We start from the raw sequence: 17,039 nt of genomic DNA, 5'->3' as shown, positions 1-17,039 counted from the left end.
ACATCAGGTCGGCGATGGCCGGTGAAATCGCTTTCGATGAGGAACTGGAGGTCGGCCATGGCTGTGGCGTCAGAAGTCCGAGCAGCTGTTCCGCTTCTCGGTATCGACGCAGCTCGTCAAGTTGGGCCGTGCGCGCACGCGCGACCACTCGCGCGCGAGGATGTCGGCGCCTTGTTCCGTGCGGTCGGCTTCCAGCGGTCCCGTCGCGAGGCAGATCGGCGCCTGCTGGCCGATGTTGCGCTCGTACAGCCAGGTGGTGGGCGTCTCGCGTGCAACGTCCGGCAACTTGAATTGCGGGAATTCGTCGACGACCAGGCGGCCCGGCACCACATTGACGGCATAGCCTTCGGCCGAGGCGAAGCGGCCGCCGACCCGATACGTGCCGCGTGGACTCAGGGTGCTCGGGAGCGGGTCGAGCGCGCCGGTGATGCCGATGCCCGTGTCGCCGAGGATCAGCCCGTCGACGATCCTGAAGTCTATGTGGGGATTGGGGAAGCCGGCGCGCCGGGTCGCGCTGCCGATCTCCACCGTGAGCCCGGGCTGCTGCGCATAGACGAAGTGATTGCCGCTGGGCAGGATGGTCACGCCGCATGGCCCGCCGTAGCTGCAGTTGTAGTAGTTGGGAAGGAGACCCGACCCTGCGAGCCCGCCACGGTCCTCGCCCACCCAGGTATCCGCCCAGACGCGCCAGTTGCCGCTCGCCGGTGCGCCCGCGGCCAAGGGGTTCTGGAACCGAGCACCGGCGATCAGATCGGCCTCAATGGAGGTCACAGGCGCCGCCAGCGTGAGGTCTTCCGTGTAGGTGCGCACGCGCACTGTGTTCGCCGCGATGCCCGTGGCAGACAGCGATTGCTGCTGGTCCGAAACCGTCACGGTCCCCACGGTCAGCGCATCCGCATCGGCATAGTCGAAGCGGCCGGACGCACTGCCAGCGACGGTGGCGACGCGATTGTTTGGATTGGCCAGCGACACGTCGCCCGTGGTCGAGCGCGCCAGCAAGCTGACTGCCGTGATCGGCGACGTGTCGCTCGGCGCGTGTTGCTGGGTGCCGCCCGGCTTCCCCGCACCGCCGGGCCCGACCGCCTGCGTGATGCTGCCGGCGGCGCCGAGCACGACGTTGCTCGCGCGCAAGGCACTCGCGATCTGCAGGTCGCCGGCGCCCCGGGTCTGCAAGATCGCGTTGCCGCTCGCGATGACGGGCGCCTCGACCGCAAGGTCAGCACCCTGCGTCTCGACGCGCACGTTGGCACCGCTGATCCCAATGCCGCCCACCGGCTGCGAGGCATCTGCAACCGCAACGCTGCCAATCCTCAGTGCGCCCGGCTGCGCATAGTCGAATCGACCACCGGCGCCCCCTGCCACAGTTTCCACGAGGTTGCTCGCGTTCAGCAGCGTCACATCGCCGGCCTGCGCGTTCGCGAGCAGCCGTTTCGCCGAGATCGCGCCCGGCGCCGCCTGCAGCACGCTGACGCCAGCCAGCAGTGCCACCTCCGTCGCTTGCACGCCGGCGTTCAAGGCGACGCTGCCCGCGCCGCCGGCTTGCAGCAAAGCGCTGTCGCCGGCATCGATGACGGATGCAGTGGTTAGATTGCCGTTCACGGTCCGCACACGCGCGGAACTGCTCGTAATCCCGTTTGCGCCGATCACTTGCAGCTGGGTGCCAGGAAGATTGCCGACGAGCACCCCATCGTTGAACTGAGGCGGAACTGCAGGGACATTGCCGACAATCAGGCCGTCGGCGTCGAGATAGTCGAAACGCCCGGAGGCACTGCCAGCCAGCGTGCCAACCTTGTTGGCGGTCGAGATGAGGCTCACATTGCCCGCCAGCGAAAGCGCAACCAGGCGGGTCGCGCCGATGCCGCCGGTGCTTTGGGCGATATCGCTCCCGGCTGCCATTCGCACGTCGCTGGCCCCGAGAGTGGCACCGAGGGCGATGTTGCCGGCGCCAAGCAGACCGAGAGTGCCCGTCGCGAACACGTTGTTCGCGATCGTGAGATCGCCCGCGGACACCAAACCGACATCAGCCGCCTGTACCCCAATGCCGAAGGCCGGTGCACCCGAAGCGGACTGGAAAGCCACTGTGCCGACGGCGAGCGCGCCGCTGCTTCGCAGTTCGAACGAGCCGTTGGTCGCGAACCCCGCCACTGTGCCGACCTTGTTGTCCGCATTCACGAGACGAACGTCGCCGTTGCTGCTGCTGGCCATGACACTGTCGGCGCTGATGGGCGCCGTCGTCCCTTGCGTGATGGAACCCGCGGCGAGCAGCGCGAGCGATTCCGTCGCGAGAGGCGCGCCGAGAAAGATCGACCCTCCGGCGGTCTCGAGCGTGACGCGGCTGGGCAGATCGACCGATTCGGCGAGCGCAATGTTGCCGCTGAAGCCACTGAAGGCACCGGCGCCGATGCTCACCGCGGGGGCCGACAGCAGGGTGAACTCGGCGGTATCGACGACGAAACCGTTGCCTGCACCACCCAGCGTGATCGTCTGCGCGTTGAGATCCGAGATGCCGCCGCCGGTGGTAACCGCGCCGGCGCGCACGTTGATCTGGCCGCTCTTGCTGCTCACCGGGCCGCCGACGCTGATCATGTCGCCCGCCGTGGTCGACAGGGCGCGCAGCGTCACGTTGCCTGTGTCGGTGGCGATCCGGGCCTGGGGGCCCTCGGCCGCAGCGGCCGTGATGATGAGCCCGCTCTGCGCGTTGACGGCATTTGTCGAGCCCGACACTTCGATGTTGCCGCTGGTGCTGGTGAGGCCGGTTCCGTTGCGCAAAATGACGCCACCGGTTGGGAACGCGGTCGCCGGGTCGGTGAATCCTTGGGCCGGCAGGCCGAGACCTCGCACGCTGATGTTCCCGCTGCCCGAACTGATGGCGACGTTGCTGAGGTCTGTGCCCCAGAAGGCGGCCGGTCCCGGATCAACGACGGCCAGCGCGGCTATCGCCGGGCCCGGATCAAAGAACCAGGCCCGCCCGGAGCCGAAAAGCGTGACGTTGCCGCCGTTGGTCGTGATGCTGGTGTCGGTGAGGCTGATGCCGGAGCCGCCAAAGGGCCCCTCAATGAAAGCGCCGCTCGGCGCGGTGGCGTTCATCAGCACATGGCCGCCGTTGGTGGCAATCGTGCCCTGAAACGCGATCCTGCCGCCCTGCGCGCTGTCGTTGGCATTCGCGATGAACTCGACATTGAGCTTGCCGCTACCGCTCGCCTGGATCTGCGGCGCATTGACCACGGAGCTGAACAGGATGCTGCGATTGGCCTCAAGGCGGAAAGTCCGCGTGGCCGAGCCGCCATAGGCAACGTTGACGTTCTGGCCGAAGCTGATGTTGCCCGCGAAGGTTCCCCCAGTCCCCGTGTTGATCGTGACATTGCTGTTCACGAGCGCTTCGTTGATGACACGATCGTAGATCGTCGAGTTCTGGCCCTCGATCGCGGTGAATGGCGCACCGAGGTTGGGCGGCAGCACGGCGCCATCAGCGAGGTGGCCGATCTGTATGTCAACGGGATCGAGCAGCCACTGTCCAGCGCCCCCCGAAGGCGCCCCGGTGTCGACCCGTATGCTCGCCACATCCAGTGCAGCGCCGGAAGTCTCGACGAAGCCGCCGCGGCCAGCGCTGCCGGCGCCGCGCGCCGAGAACTGTCCCAGCGCACGCAAGCCGACGTCGCCCAGCGCAACGATGCGGCCGCCGTCGCCCTGCGTTGTCGCATCGCTGCGCAGCACCGTGCTGTCGGTGATCGCCGCCATGTCGGTCGCATGGATCGTGATCTGGCCGCCGCCCGCGGCGCCACTTGCGTCCGCAGTGGCGCCGTCGAGCAGAACGCGCCGCGCCACGAGATCGATGCTGCCGCCGCGCTGCCCGGCCGACGCGCCGGTGACATCGAGCACACCCGTGACATGCAGGTCATTGCCAGATCCGCCGCCCAGCACGATCTCACCGTTGCGCTCCGACAGGGAACGTGCGCGCACCGTGCCCTGCTGATTGACCACGCGTGCGCCAATGGAGTTCGCATCTGCCAACATCACCACACGGCCACCATTGGCTGCAAGTTGGCCAGCCGCCGCGTTCTCGACCGTTGCCGAGCTGCCGAGCGCGTCGGTCGTGACGTGGAAGGTGGTCAGTCCGTCGCCATCGAAATCCATCGTGACCTTGCGTCCTGACAGCAGGCCGATCGAGCCGCGTGCCACTTCAATCGAGCCGTCGTTACGAACCTGCGCACCGACCAGCGCGACCGTACCTCCCTCCCCAGCGGTGATGCGGCCCGAATTTACGACCGGGGCCTGGTTGGCGTCCGTGCGCTCGAACACGAGCTGCTTGCCCGCCATGAAGTTGGCATTCGAGATGTCCAGTGTCGACGCCACCAGACCGCCGACGGCGACCGACGATCCCTTGCTGAAGAGCACGCCGTTCGGATTGACCAGGAACACTTGCCCGTTGGCCCGCAGGCTGCCGGCGATGGTCGAAAGCTCGTTGCCCACCACGCGATTGAGAAGGACGCTGTTTGGTCCCGGCTGCATGACGTTGACCGTAGCGCCTGCGCCGATGGAAAAGCTGCTCCACTGCGCAATGCCTCTGGCCGTGCTTTGGTGAATGTTCAACGTGGCGGCGTTCGGTTGGGCGATGCTCAAGCCGCCAGCGATGGCGTTGAAGCCGGTCGGTAGCGTCTGCGCCACAGCCTGCATGACGCCAAGGCACAAAAGTGCCAGTGCCAGCGGACGCAGCGGCAGGCAATATGGTCCACCGTCGACACCATCGGAAGGGTTGCGAACTTTCATTGCAGTTCTCCACCGCGTCGAGTCCAGGCCAGTCCAGGTCCAGTCCAGGTCCAGTCCAGGAACACCTTGGTGTCCGCTCTGTCACCGATGTGGCATCTGCACAAAAAGAGGCACATCGAGCGCGAAGACCTGGGAACGCGCTTCAGTGCTTGTCGGCGCAGTCTAGAAAGAGCGCTGCTCGCCGACCATTCTCAAGACGATCTAGCACCAACGCTCTACGTAAATCTGAGGACATACAACTGGCCGAAATTCAGAGGCTCGAGCGATCAAGGGCGCCACTCGCTGCGCTTGCGCACCGCCTTCGGGGATATCGACTTGCGCTGGGCCCACGTTAGCACCGGTGTCACTGCGAAGAATCCCGGGAGGCCGCGTTCTGCCCGGTGAGCGAACTCCTGGCGGTGCACACGTCACCACAACTGAAGTACCTGAGGCCAAGTGGCGCGCAGTCTCCTTCGCGGCGGTCGGTGCGCTGTTGCATGAAGTGTTGCCCGTCGACCACGGGCTGCGTCCGGAAACCATTCGTCGGCATGTTCTGGAAACCGCTGAGCAACTCGAAGCGAAGCTCGGGCCGGAGGAGTTTGCCTACGACTCGCAATGGTCATCGGTGCTCGGCTGCACTGATGATGGCGGCTTCGCTGACGACCGAATGAGCGGGTATGCGCCGCTCTTGCTCGTGCGCAAGGGGCGAATGTGATGCGTCTGGACGGCAGAACAGGCCTCAGTGAACCTAGCCTTCACCGGTCCCGGATGGGCCGACGGCTCTGATCCATGGGGAATCCGCGCCCGGTTTGGCTCCCCTCTCGGCAAGGACCAATTCCTGCAGATGATCAATCCATTGCTCCCGCGAAAGCACGGGACGTGGCGCTTGCGGTTGTGCCAGCTCCGCAATGGAGAGCACCACGGTAGCCATGAGACGCTGATTTCAGCCTATTGCCGCCGATCGAGCCCATCAGCGTGACCCCGAGATCGTCGAGCACCTAGGCTACGCCGAGTGCGATCACCACGCGCCCGTGCCAGCGCGACCCGGGCAGGCGATCGAGGCGGGCCGGGATGTTGCTGTGAAGAGGCGTCATGCGGGCGCGAGCTTGCGATCGGCCGGCGCCGGCGGCGTCCATTCGTACAGCCAGGTTTCGCTCAAGGCTTGGCCGTCGGCACGCAGGAAGAGCCGCAGCGTGACCGGACCACTGCGCGGCGGCGGCACCGCGTCGAAGGTGGCGCGCACGCCGTTCACCGATGCGAGCGGGCGTGCCGACTTGAGCTCGATGCTTCCACTCGATGCGGTGATGACGGGCTCGACCGTCGTCGTCTTCAGGTCGATTCGCGCCAGCTGGCCGCCTGCGAAGTCGACCACGAAGCGCCAGGACCAGTGCCGCCGCTTGCGCCCGACCGTGCCGCCGATGCCGGTGCGCGTGGCCACGCAGGTGGCGAGTGCCGGGCGCACCGGCGCGGTGGCGCCCCAGTAGAGGCGATAGCCGTACAGCAGTTCCTGCCCGCGCTGCGGCTTGTGCGCCGGGTTCCAGAAGGCCACGACGTTGTCGAAGGTCTCGTCCACCGTCGGTATCTCGACCAGCTGGACCGCCCCTTCGCCCCAGGCCGCCTTGGGCTGGACCCAAAGCGAAGGGCGCTTCTCGTAGAAGGCGCCGTCGTCCTGGTAGTGGTCGAAATCGCGGTCGCGCTGCATCAGGCCGAAGCCCTGGGGGTCCTTGTCGACAAAGGAGCTGAAGCGCAGCGTGGCCGGGTTCACGAGTGGGCGCCAGATCCATTCGCCGTTGCCGCGGTGCATCGCCAAACCGTCGGAGTCGTGGATCTCGGGACGCCAGTCGCGGGCGGTGCGGCGGTCGTTCTCGCCGACCTGGAACATGCTGGTGCAGGCGGCGATGCCAAGGCGCTCGATCTGCCTGCGCGGATAGAGCGCAGCATCGACGTCCATCGTCAGCAGCTCGCCCGGCGTGATCGCGAAGCGGTAGGCGCCGGTGATGCTGGGCGAGTCGAGCATCGCGTAGACCACCACCGAGTTCGCGCCCGGCGCCGGCCGCTCGAACCAGAAGTCGGTGAAGTCCGGAAACTCCTCGTCGCGGCCCAGCGCCGTGTCGACTGCCAGGCCGCGTGCCGACAGGCCGTACTGTCTCTCGGCGCCCACCGCGCGGAAGTAGCTGGCGCCCAGAAAGGCGGCGACATCCCTGTCGAAGTCGGGCGCGACGTGGACGCGAAAACCGGCAAAGCCGAGGTCGCGCGGCTGCCGCGCGCCGTCGAGGCCGCTTCGGCCGTAGTCGAACATCGCAGGGTCGTAGGCGAGCTCCTGCGCCTGACCGCCGGCGAGCTCGAACATGCGCACCGGCCGCTTGAAGAACAGTCCCAGATGGAACAGGCGAATCCGGAAGCGCAGCCTATCGTCGGCCCACAGCGCATGATCGGGCTTGAAGCGGATCGCCTGGTACTGGTCCCAGTCAAGCGCCGCGACATCGCGCGGCAGCGCTCTGCCGTGCGGCCGATAAGGCCTGTGAGCGAGATCGCGCGCGGCGCCCTTGAGCCAGGCGTAATCGAATTTTCCGGGGCTGCCGAGCGGCTGGAGTTCGGCGGCCCAGGCTGCGGGTGCCACCGCAAAGCTCGTGCAGCCTGTGCTTGCGACCGCGCCGGCAGCGAGAAAGCTTCTTCTTCGCATGGCGCAGTCTAGGCAGCGGCGCGGCCGCGGTTCGTCGGACGAGCGCCTGTTCGGAGGGGCTTCGGGCCTGTTGACAGGCACTGCATCGCCCAGATGCGCGCCGGCGTGCCCGTCATGTGCCAGAGCTCGGCCCGCCAAGCCTGCCACACCTGGCGCAGTAGCTGCATGGCCAGCCCGACCACCAGCGCGAGCGCACGCAGGACGCGATGGTCTCGGCATGCGGGCTGGTCGCGCCGGCCATAGGCAACGATCAGCGCGCGCGGCATCGAGCGCGGCGTCGCGCCGTGCACGCGCGATCGGCGAGCCTGCGACCAGGTATGCCAGCGGCCGTGCACCGTCATACCAGCGCCGCCGACGCGCTCGGTCCTGCAGGTATCGACGTCGCTGCGGCCGTACTTGTCGAGCACGCACACCTCGCCATCCGTGATGTAGAGGCCGCCACGCACTGGGGCGAGGCTCTGGCAGACCTCGGGGAACCACTTTGACGCGTCGGCGCCCTTGCCGGTCCTGAGCCGGCAGCTGCCCTGCCCGAACTCGGCCAGCAGCCAATACCCGTCGTACTTCAGTTCGCAGATCCACCCCGGCTCTTCCAGGTTGAGCGGCCGCTCGTCGAGCAGCATGGCCGCGAGAGTGTCCAAGTCGGCCATGCCGACATTTCGGGCCCCCTGGTCCAGCACCGCGGCTCGGCAATCCGAAGAAGCCGACACGCTCTGATCAGGGGGGCCACAGACCCCCGCCCGAGCGCGGCGACGTTGCGCATGCCAACGGGGAGAACACCATGCCTGACGACACCAAAAAGACTGGCAGCGACCGGAATTTCATCTCGCTCGAGCAGCGATTGGGCGAAGAGCCTGGGACGCACGCCCGAGCAGTTGCGCGCCGCCGTGAAGGCCGTGGGCAACTCGACCGACGCCGTGCGCGAGTACCTCTCGGCGCACCTCTAAGCGTGGGGTGCGCAAATTGGCCTGACTCAGTTCGGTCTGCGAAGACCTATTTGTAGCGCGAAGCTCGCCTTGCGACTTCCACAGTATCGCTCTCCCTATGGGCAGGCCCACAGTTCCAGGGCCCAATCCAGCATATCGTTAAAGGCCGCGCGCCCCTCTGTAAGGCGCTGCATCTCTGCGGCAAACTTCTCCGCCCACCTAACCACTCAACTTCTCCCGATACCAATCAGCCAAGGTGAGGCGCAAAGGCAAGTTCACCTGCACGGGCTAGCTATCAAAGGCTTTTCCGATCGTACGGTCGCCGCTCGCTGCACGCCTCAACCGCCCGCGGCTGCCATGCGCAGTAATCAGCCGAAGGCGACCATCAGACCGACGAGCTCAGTCAACATCAACCACTTGAACAGGACGCTGCCTTCGGGTTGCGGCCAGGTCGACGCCTTGTATGCTGCATGGCACCAAATCTCGATCCTGCGCAGCAGTTCGGCGCTCAGGGTCTTTGAGGCCGGGATCTACGCCGGGCGAGGGGCCGAAGCTCTACGCCGCCAAGGTGAAGTCCGTACTCGGCAACGAGCTGAGGATGGCGGCCTAGAGAGATTCGCGGCCGCGAGTACGGTGTCCATCGGGAGGGCGGCGTGTGCTTCGACACCGAGGCACATGAAGTCCTGACCGGCCAGCTGAAGCTGCGGCGCCTTGCCCGCCACAAGGTTGTTGAACTTCTGCTCCGGTTGTTGTTGGCCAGCCATCTTCATATCGAACACGTCCAGGAAGTTCCGGCAGCAATTCGTGAACAGCTTCCTTGAACGCGACGGTCTCATTCAGGAAACTGCAGATGATGAAAGAACGCACAACATGAACCCGGCGGCGTCATTGACTCTGACGGTCAAGGAGTTGGAGCCTGGCGAATTTCACTGGATGCTGCTGGAGGAGGTCGAATCGACGCAGGAGCACCTGGGCTACAGACCTGGGAAGATCGGCGATCCTGAACCCAACATTGCTGCGGCATGGGTAGCCGGCTACCTGGCTCTGCGCTCGATACTTAGAAAGTCATCCTGAGATCGCATCGACGTACGCTAAACAGTCGCCAAGCGCGCGCGTCAGCTTTAAATTGGAGCCACCAGGATCGTTGACCTCCAAGCGTGCTTCGTGAAATCCGCAGTTTGCCAGCTGATCGACAACCAGATGTCGAAGCCCGGAGCCTCGCCTGGAGTGGAGCACAACCTTCTTGATCGACGTCATTGGTGGGGAGCAGGTGTCAGTGGGCCGAGGTTATCAATGACTGGTTCTGGCCGCGACTGCGAGTTCGCCGCCGAACCCGGCAGCAGCGTTCGGGCCGATGGCTTGGGTGCCCCATGGCAGCCGGCAGCGCGCGTCGGAGACAGGCGGTCCCGGCCGTGAGTCGACGGTGGTTGACGACCGCTTTCCGGCATTCCAGCACACATCAGCGGGTCGAAGCCGCATGCACCCGTCGGCGCGGGGCACCATGTGCCAATCTCCGCGTGTTGAACGATCGCCCGGCCTTTTCTTGAGCCGATGGCTCGGCCGCAACTCCTCAAGCGGTGCCGTCCGATGCTGCGAACTTGCCGGGCGGGCCAGAGAACTCCTTTGCGAGTTGCTCTCGCAGCGCTTCGACCGATCGCGCCGGCAGCTCACAGCTTCCATTCCGACACAGGTAGGCCTCGCCCACGACCCGGCCTTCCAGCGGCGGCATCGATCCTGGAAAGCCACGCAAGAGTGTGACCAGTGGCGCGAACGCCGACTGCGCCGCCGCCCACAGGGGTTCGCTGCCTGGTCCGGCCGGGATCGCAAGATCAGCCCCCTGCTCCGCCAGCAGCTGTGCATGCAGCAACGCCGATGCGGCCATCGGCGCTTCCTCCATCAATGCGCCGTGACCCTCGAGCGCGGCGCGGGCGATGTTGGCCCAGTCGTCGCGCTCAAAGGGGCCTGCCAGTCGCAGCAACAGCTCGCACGCCGCCGCAGTGCCCGAGGGCACTGCGCCGTCGAAGAGGTTCCGCGCCCGTATCGGCAGCTGGATTGACGCGCTGTCGAAGAAGCCTTCGACCACATCATGGAAGCGCTCGACCATGCCATCGCCCAGGTCAAGCGCGGCGTTCAGCCACTCCAGCTCGCCGGTGGCTGCATGCAGTTCCAGGAGGCCGAGCCCGAGCTGCGCGTGGTCGGCCAGGTACCCCTCTTCTCGCAGCGTGCCGTCGCGCCAGGCGTGGTGGACCCGCCCATCGCGGACCAAGGCGGCCAGCAGGAAGCGCGCGAGCTCTCGCGCAGCCTGCACGAATTCGTCTCGCCCGAGCAGCCGCCCTCCTTCAGCGAATGCGCGCAGCGCCATGCCGTTCCAGTCGGCCAGCACCTTGTCGTCGGTAATCGGCCAGGCGCGCTGGGCACGCGCTGCGTAGAGGCGTTCGCGCACAGAGCGCTCCCAAGACGCAAAGGCCTCGGGTTCCAGGTCGAGTTCGGCGCGTACGCCTTCCGGATCGAGGCGCTTGAGCACGTTCGCGCCGTGCTCCCAGTTGCCTTGCTCCGTCACGCCATGCAGTCGCGCCGCGGCCTGTGCATCGGCGCCGAGCACGGCGCGGAACTCGGCCAGCGTCCAGACGTGGAATTTGCCCTCGACGCCCTCGGCGTCGGCGTCCTGCGCGCAAGCGAAGGCTGCCGGCGCGGCCGCTGGGTGCATCTCGCGCAGCAGGTACGTCAATGTGCCCTCGGCGACGTGGCGCAGCCTCTCTTCACCGGTCAGCCGGAAGGCGCCGGCATACACGCGCGCGAGCTGGGCGTTGTCGTACAACATCTTTTCGAAGTGCGGCACATGCCAGCCCTCGTCGGTGGAGTAGCGAGCGAAGCCACCACCGACGTGGTCATACATTCCGCCGGCGGCCATGTGGTGCAGCGTCGCAACAAGCATCGTGCGCGCACGCCCGTCGCCGCTGGCCGCCAGCGCCAGCAGATACTGCAGCAACGGAGTCTGCGGAAACTTGGGCGCGCTGCCGAAGCCCCCGCGCGTTTGGTCGAAGCGCAGGGCGATCTGGGCCACGGCTCGCCGGTGCATGTCATCGGTCAATGCACGGGGCGAGAGGGCCGTGCCGCGGTGCACGAGATCGAGCAGTGTTTGGGCCTCCCGCTCGATGTCATCCCGCCTGTGGACCCACGCCTCGCGCACGGCGGCGAGCACCTCGCAAAAGCTGGGAACTCCTTGGCGCGATCGCGGCGGAAAGTACGTACCGCCGAAGAATGCGCGAAGTTGCGGGGTGAGAAACATGTTCATCGGCCAGCCGCCGCGGCCGGTGAGCGCCTGCAGGGCGCTCATATAGACGTGGTCGACGTCTGGTAGTTCCTCGCGGTCGACCTTGACGGCGACGAAGCCATCGGCCAACTGGCGCGCCAGCCCCACGTCCTCGAAGCTCTCGCGCTCCATTACATGGCACCAGTGGCAAGTGGCGTAGCCCACTGACAGCAAGATGGGCTTGTCCTCGGCGCGCGCCTTGGCGAACGCCTCCTCGCCCCATGGGAACCAGTCCACCGGGTTGTGCGCGTGCTGCAGCAGGTAGGGGCTCGTCTCGCGAGCAAGGCGGTTGGTGGGGCGGTCCGCGGGTTGCGAACTGCGAGGCGTCATGGACGCCGACCCCGGCCTCGGAGTTTGTCTGGAAACGTTCGACATCTTCTAGCCTATGCCTTATCGAAGGCGTGGTCATGATCAAGGAAAGAAGGTACGCTACACCTCCATGGGAATGTGGTGGCGCTGACATCCACAACGCCGACAAGGTCGAAGCGGCGCTGCGCTATCACGAGGGTGTACCAGCGCGGCCGGTACAGCCAGCGAAGTCGGCCGAGGACCGACTCGGGCGATGTCCGGATCCCCGGTGCCTCTTGAGAGCCTTGGCCACACATGCGCGTTAGTGGTTCTGCGCGAAGGCGCTGTCGTGGAACCCAGCATTGCATAGATTGTCTAAGCGTCAGCGCCGCAGTTGATGATGTCCATCTTGGGCAAAGCCGCCGGCCCGCAAGAGCTATTGGTCTTCCCGATGCGCTGACACAATCGACTGCGACGAACCACCGCCCACAGAAGGAAATGGATCGTGCAAGAGCTGACCTTCCGCACTCTCCTGTATCGCTACTTCTTTTTCGAGTGGCTCTTCCTGGACGTCACACAAGGCAGCCTCATCGAGCGCTCAGCGGCCTGGCGACACAACCGATCCCAAGCTCACTGGCTTGCCACTTACATGCGACGCTGGCTGTGGTGCGCCGTGCTGTTGTACGGGTTGGGGGGGATTGTCGAAATCCTGATTGGCGCGCCGGTGGTCTCGGCGCTGTTCTATGTGCCGAGTGCCTTGAGCGTGTCGGTGAATGCGGTGATCGCGGCGGCTTGGCTGGGGCTCAAGACCTTGTACGAACCCCTCTGAGATCGCGGCCCCATCGAGGAATCAGAAGCTGTGGACTTTTGCACCGCGATCCTGACCTGAGCCATGCCACTTCGACACATGGATGACGGTACAAATGTCGATCCGGCAGAAATGGGGGTCCTTGTACGCCAGGACGTCATCGTTGAAGGTGCCGAAGTTGCCGAAGGTGCTGTCGGGACGGTGTTTCATGCCGTGATTCGCTGCTCTATGTGCTCGAGAACGGGCAATCCGCCGAGATCGCGGTCCTGGAGTTCGAGGGCATGGTCGGTGTCTCGCTCCTGATGGGCGGAGGCAGCACGCCGAACCGCGCGGTGGTGCAGAGTGCAGGCCGTGCGTATCGCCTGGGCGCCGGCCATGTCAAGCATCTGGTCGAGAGGGAGGGCCCTTGCTCCATCTCCTGCTGCGCTATACCCAGTCGCTCATTGCGCAGATGTCGCAAACGGCAGTATGCAATCCACACCATTCGCTCGAACTGCAGCTATGCCGCTGGCTCTTGTTGAGCCTCGACAGGCTGCCGGGCCGCGAACTGGTGATGGCGCAGGAGCTCATTGCCAACATGCTCGGCGTGCGGCGCGAAGGCGTGACGGAGGCGGCCGGCAAGCTGCAGCGACTGAACTTGAACACTACTCCCCTGGGTCACATCGCGGTGCTGGATCGCGCAGGTCTCGAACTGCACGTGTGCGCGTGCTACGAAGTGGTGAAGCGCGAGACCGCGCGCCTGCTGCCCCACGAAATAGCGACCTGATCCGTCGAACGCGTCGATTGGTTTCACCGTGCGGCAGCGCGCAGACGAACGTCATCGTTTGATTAGCATCGAAGGCGGGGCGTCGCGATGGCTTCCGAATCGACGAGCGCGGCGATGGCCGCACCCATCTCGACCGTCGTCGCCTTCCCGCCCAGGTCGCCCGTGCGCGGGCCCGACGCCAGCACCTGCTCGATGGCCCGCACGATCACATCGTGCGCTTCGCGATGCCCGAGGAAATCGAGCATCAGCGCGCCCGACCAGATCATCGCCACCGGGTTGGCAATGCCCTTGCCGTAGATGTCGGGCGCCGAGCCGTGGACCGGCTCGAACAGCGAAGGAAACTTGCGCTCCGGGTTGAGATTGGCCGACGGCGCCAGGCCGATCGTGCCGGTGCAGGCGGGCCCCAGGTCCGACAGGATGTCGCCGAACAGGTTGCTGGCCACCACTACATCGAAGCGCTGCGGCTGCAGCACGAAGCGCGCCGAGAGGATGTCGATGTGCTGCTTGTCCACCTTCACCTCGGGATAGCCGCTGCCGACAGCATCCGCACGGCGATCCCACCACGGCATGCTGATCGCGATGCCGTTGCTCTTGGTCGCCACCGTGAGCTGCTTGCGCGGCCGGGACTGCGCAAGGTCGAAGGCGCACTTCAGCACCCGGTCGGCGCCGAAGCGGCTGAACACGGCCTCCTGGATGACCACTTCGCGCTCCGTCCCCTCGAACATCACGCCGCCGAGATTGGTGTATTCGCCCTCGGTGTTCTCGCGCACGATGTAGAAGTCGATGTCGCCGGGCTTGCGGTCGGCCAGCGGCCCGGGCACCCCTTCGAACAGGCGCACCGGCCGCAGGTTCACATACTGGTCGAACTCGCGCCGGAACTTCAGCAGCGAGCCCCACAGCGAAATGTGATCCGGCACCGTGTCAGGCCAGCCGACCGCGCCGAAGTAGACGGCGTCCATGCCTTCGAGGCGGGCCTTCCAGTCGTCGGGCATCATCTGCCCGGTCTTGGCGTAGTAGTCGCAGCTGGCCCAGTCGATGTGGGTCACGGCCAGTTCGATGCCGAAGCGGCGCGTGGCCTTCTCGAGGACGCGCAGGCCCTCGGGCATCACTTCCTTGCCGATGCCGTCGCCCGGGATGGCGGCGATGCGAAGCGTCCTGCTCATGGTGTCTTTCCTGTGTGTCGATGTTCAGTAGGCGGAGGCGCCGGCGGCGCTCATCGCGCTCTCGGTGCCGAGACCGAATTCCCCAGCCAGCCGGCGCGCCGCCTGTGCCAGCAGCGTGACGTCGATGCCGACCGCAACGAAGGTGGCGCCGAGCTCGAGGTACTTGCGAGCCAGCGCGAGGTCCGCCGTCAGCGTGCCGGCTGCCTTGCCGCTCGCGACGATGGTGCGGATGGCGCGATCGATGGCGGCCTGGACCTCGGGGTGCCCGGCTGCGCCGCGGTGGCCCATCGACGCGGCTAGGTCGGCGGGGCCGATGAACACGCCGTGCACGCCGTCGACGGCGCAGATCTCTTCGAGGTTGTCGAGGGCGGTGACGGTCTCGGCCTGCACCAGCAGGCAGACCTCGTCGTTGGCCGCGCCCAGGTAGTCGCGCCGCGCGCCCCAGCGCGAAGCCCGCGCCACGGCGGCGCCGACGCCGCGCACGCCCTCCGGCGGATAGCGCGTGGCCGCCACCAGCGCGCGCGCCTGCGCAGCGGTGTCGACCATGGGCACCAGCAGGTTCTGCGCGCCGACGTCGAGCAGCTGCTTGATCAGGGCGGTGTCACCGCTGACGGCACGCACGACGGGCTGGCCGGGATAGGCGGCCACCGCCTGCAGCTGCGCCAGGGTGCTGCGCACATCGTTGGGTGCATGCTCGCCGTCGATCAGCAGCCATTGGAAGCCGGCGGTCGCGCAGACTTCCGCGCTGTAGGGCTGCGCCATCGACAGCCACAGGCCGACCTGCGGCTGCTTGGCCAGCAGTGCCTGCTTAAAAGAATTGTTCATAACCATCGCCTCCGTCAATCCAGTGCGCCCTGGCACACATACTTGGTGTGCAGGTAGTCGTCCAGGCCGTGGACCGAGCCCTCGCGCCCATAGCCCGACTCCTTCACGCCGCCGAAGGGCGCCGCTTCTGCCGCGAGCGCGCCTTCGTTGATGCCGACGATGCCCGTCTCCAGCGCATCGGCCACGCGCCAGATGCGGCGCACGTCCTGCGAGTAGAAGTAGGCGGCCAGTCCGAAGGGCGTGTCGTTGGCCTGCGCGATGACGTCGGCCTCGCTGTCGAAGCGCGTGATCGGTGCCACGGGCCCGAAGGTTTCCTCGCAGGAGCAGGCCATCGTGGCGTCGGCGTTCACCAGCACCGTGGGCGCGTAGTAGTGGGGCCCCAGCGCCGTCAGGCGCTCGCCGCCGGTGAGCACGCGCGCGCCGCGCGCCACGGCGTCGCGGACGTGGCGCTCGATCTTCTCGACCGCGCGCACATTGATCATCGGGCCGATCTGCGAAGCCGGGTCGGTCGCGGGCCCGACCTTGAGCGCCGCGACGCGCGCGCCCAGCTTGTCGGCGAAGGCGTCGTGCACGCTGCTGTGCACGAACACGCGGTTGGGGCACACGCAGGTCTGTCCTCCGTTGCGGAACTTGGCGGCCATGAGCCCTTCGACTGCGGCATCGAGATCGGCGTCCTCGAACACGATGAAGGGGGCGTTGCCGCCCAGCTCCAGCGACAGCTTCTTGAGCGTGTCGGCCGAGCGGCGCGCCAGGTGCTTGCCCACCGGCGTCGAGCCGGTGAAGGTGATCTTGCGCACGCGCGGGTCGTCGAGCCAGACGTCCACCACCTCGGGCGTGCGTTCGCGCGAGGCGGTGACGATGTTGAGCACACCCGGCGGCACGCCCGCCTGTTCGGCCAGCGCCACCAGCGCCAGCGAGGTTAGCGGCGTGTCCTCGGCCGGCTTGCAGACGACGGTGCAGCCGGCGGCCAGTGCGGGCGCGATCTTGCGCGCGATCATCGCGGCCGGAAAGTTCCACGGCGTGATCGCGGCGACCACGCCGACCGGCTCCCTGAGCGCGAACATGCGGCGCCCCGGCAAAGGGGCGGGAATGAAGTCGCCGTTGGCGCGCGTCGCCTCTTCGGCGAACCACTCGATGTAGCTGGCGGCGTAGGCGATCTCGCCCTTGCCCTCCGCCAGCGGCTTGCCCTGCTCGCGCGAGACCAGCTTGCCCAGGTCGTCCTGGTTCGCCAGCACGAGGTCGTTCCAGCGCTTGATGATCTGCGCGCGCTGCTTGGCCGGCACCTTGCGCCAGCCCGCGAACGCGGCGTGCGCGGCATCGACGGCGCTGCGCGCCTCGCCGGCGCCGCTGTCGGGCACCTGGGCGATGCACGCGCCGGTGGCCGGGTCCGTCACATCGAGCGTCGCGCCGGTGGCTGTACGCCACTCGCCGGCAATGAAGTTGGCGCTGCGCAGCAGGCCGGGTGAGGAAAGCGTCAGGGGCATGGTGTCCGGGTGTCGGTGGGTTCTGGTCGCGAAGGAAGGC

12 protein-coding genes and 2 pseudogenes are annotated in these 17,039 nt (G+C 66.7%); 6 read left to right on the top strand and 8 right to left on the bottom strand.

The genetic code is table 11. The annotated features are described in order from the left end of the window. Window positions 1–69: 69 nt before the first annotated feature. Complete coding sequence (locus tag AC3A6Y_RS28655; protein WP_487871623.1) at window positions 70–4,767, bottom strand: beta strand repeat-containing protein; 4,698 nt, start codon at window positions 4,765–4,767, stop codon at window positions 70–72. Between the two features lie 484 nt (window positions 4,768–5,251). Between AC3A6Y_RS28655 and AC3A6Y_RS28650 the strand changes: the two genes are divergently transcribed. Beyond that, window positions 5,252–5,461 carry a hypothetical protein gene (locus AC3A6Y_RS28650; RefSeq protein WP_487871622.1) on the top strand — a complete coding sequence of 70 codons (210 nt, stop codon included), beginning with the start codon at window positions 5,252–5,254 and terminating at the stop codon, window positions 5,459–5,461. 375 nt (window positions 5,462–5,836) lie between these two features. On the opposite strand, the gene AC3A6Y_RS28645 is transcribed toward AC3A6Y_RS28650, so the two are convergent. Together AC3A6Y_RS28645 and AC3A6Y_RS28640 are read right to left on the bottom strand one after the other, a co-directional pair. Then, window positions 5,837–7,429 carry an OpgD/OpgG family glucan biosynthesis protein gene (locus AC3A6Y_RS28645; protein WP_487871621.1) on the bottom strand — a complete coding sequence of 531 codons (1,593 nt, stop codon included), beginning with the start codon at window positions 7,427–7,429 and terminating at the stop codon, window positions 5,837–5,839. An 86-nt stretch (window positions 7,430–7,515) separates the two neighbouring features. Then, window positions 7,516–7,771: pseudogene (locus AC3A6Y_RS28640) on the bottom strand (urease accessory protein UreD); the annotation flags it as partial. 416 nt (window positions 7,772–8,187) lie between these two features. Here AC3A6Y_RS28640 and AC3A6Y_RS28635 point away from each other — a divergent pair. From AC3A6Y_RS28635 to AC3A6Y_RS28625, 3 genes are all read left to right on the top strand, one after another. Next, window positions 8,188–8,373 (top strand): DUF3606 domain-containing protein, encoded by a 186-nt coding sequence (locus tag AC3A6Y_RS28635; protein ID WP_487871620.1) that lies wholly within the window; start codon window positions 8,188–8,190, stop codon window positions 8,371–8,373. A 632-nt stretch (window positions 8,374–9,005) separates the two neighbouring features. Further along, the gene (locus AC3A6Y_RS28630; protein ID WP_487871619.1) at window positions 9,006–9,173 is read left to right on the top strand and encodes a hypothetical protein; all 168 of its coding nucleotides are present in this window, start codon (window positions 9,006–9,008) and stop codon (window positions 9,171–9,173) included. Continuing rightward, entirely contained in the window at window positions 9,157–9,426 is a 270-nt protein-coding gene (locus AC3A6Y_RS28625) for a hypothetical protein (protein ID WP_487871618.1), read from the top strand. The genes AC3A6Y_RS28630 and AC3A6Y_RS28625 overlap by 17 nt, the downstream gene beginning before the upstream one ends. Window positions 9,427–9,922: 496 nt before the next feature. Here the strand turns inward: AC3A6Y_RS28625 and AC3A6Y_RS28620 are convergent, their stop codons facing one another. Beyond that, window positions 9,923–11,995 (bottom strand): thioredoxin domain-containing protein, encoded by a 2,073-nt coding sequence (locus AC3A6Y_RS28620; RefSeq protein ID WP_487871617.1) that lies wholly within the window; start codon window positions 11,993–11,995, stop codon window positions 9,923–9,925. A gap of 463 nt (window positions 11,996–12,458) precedes the next feature. Between AC3A6Y_RS28620 and AC3A6Y_RS28615 the strand changes: the two genes are divergently transcribed. Next, entirely contained in the window at window positions 12,459–12,782 is a 324-nt protein-coding gene (locus AC3A6Y_RS28615) for a hypothetical protein (RefSeq protein WP_487871616.1), read from the top strand. A gap of 21 nt (window positions 12,783–12,803) precedes the next feature. On the opposite strand, the gene AC3A6Y_RS28610 is transcribed toward AC3A6Y_RS28615, so the two are convergent. Beyond that, window positions 12,804–12,971 carry a hypothetical protein gene (locus tag AC3A6Y_RS28610; protein WP_487871615.1) on the bottom strand — a complete coding sequence of 56 codons (168 nt, stop codon included), beginning with the start codon at window positions 12,969–12,971 and terminating at the stop codon, window positions 12,804–12,806. Window positions 12,972–12,979: 8 nt separating this feature from the next. Here AC3A6Y_RS28610 and AC3A6Y_RS28605 point away from each other — a divergent pair. Beyond that, window positions 12,980–13,527 (top strand): annotated as a pseudogene (locus tag AC3A6Y_RS28605) (Crp/Fnr family transcriptional regulator); the annotation flags it as partial. A gap of 62 nt (window positions 13,528–13,589) precedes the next feature. On the opposite strand, the gene AC3A6Y_RS28600 reads toward AC3A6Y_RS28605, so the two are convergent. Genes AC3A6Y_RS28600 through AC3A6Y_RS28590 form a run of 3 tightly spaced genes read right to left on the bottom strand, consistent with a single transcriptional unit; the run spans window position 13,590 to window position 16,999 of the window. Next, window positions 13,590–14,690, bottom strand: a complete 1,101-nt coding sequence (locus AC3A6Y_RS28600; protein ID WP_487871614.1) for a tartrate dehydrogenase — start codon at window positions 14,688–14,690, stop codon at window positions 13,590–13,592. A gap of 24 nt (window positions 14,691–14,714) precedes the next feature. After that, the gene (gene hpaI, locus AC3A6Y_RS28595; RefSeq protein WP_487871613.1) at window positions 14,715–15,521 is read right to left on the bottom strand and encodes a 4-hydroxy-2-oxoheptanedioate aldolase; all 807 of its coding nucleotides are present in this window, start codon (window positions 15,519–15,521) and stop codon (window positions 14,715–14,717) included. Between the two features lie 8 nt (window positions 15,522–15,529). Then, window positions 15,530–16,999, bottom strand: coding sequence for an NAD-dependent succinate-semialdehyde dehydrogenase (locus tag AC3A6Y_RS28590; protein WP_487871612.1), 1,470 nt, complete (start codon window positions 16,997–16,999; stop codon window positions 15,530–15,532). Window positions 17,000–17,039: the final 40 nt, after the last annotated feature.

The sequence above is a fragment of the Variovorax sp. Soil_C_17 genome (genome assembly GCF_057657265.1).
This window is presented reverse-complemented; position numbering and strand designations above follow the sequence as displayed.

Coding starts and splice junctions, on each gene's coding strand:
- AC3A6Y_RS28590 (WP_487871612.1), bottom strand. CDS start 16,999: ATGCCCCTGACGCTTTCCTCACCCGGCCTGCTGCGCAGCGCCAACTTC.
- AC3A6Y_RS28655 (WP_487871623.1), bottom strand. CDS start 4,767: ATGAAAGTTCGCAACCCTTCCGATGGTGTCGACGGTGGACCATATTGC.
- AC3A6Y_RS28600 (WP_487871614.1), bottom strand. CDS start 14,690: ATGAGCAGGACGCTTCGCATCGCCGCCATCCCGGGCGACGGCATCGGC.
- AC3A6Y_RS28610 (WP_487871615.1), bottom strand. CDS start 12,971: ATGAAACACCGTCCCGACAGCACCTTCGGCAACTTCGGCACCTTCAAC.
- hpaI (WP_487871613.1), bottom strand. CDS start 15,521: ATGGTTATGAACAATTCTTTTAAGCAGGCACTGCTGGCCAAGCAGCCG.
- AC3A6Y_RS28635 (WP_487871620.1), top strand. CDS start 8,188: ATGCCAACGGGGAGAACACCATGCCTGACGACACCAAAAAGACTGGCA.
- AC3A6Y_RS28620 (WP_487871617.1), bottom strand. CDS start 11,995: ATGACGCCTCGCAGTTCGCAACCCGCGGACCGCCCCACCAACCGCCTT.
- AC3A6Y_RS28645 (WP_487871621.1), bottom strand. CDS start 7,429: ATGCGAAGAAGAAGCTTTCTCGCTGCCGGCGCGGTCGCAAGCACAGGC.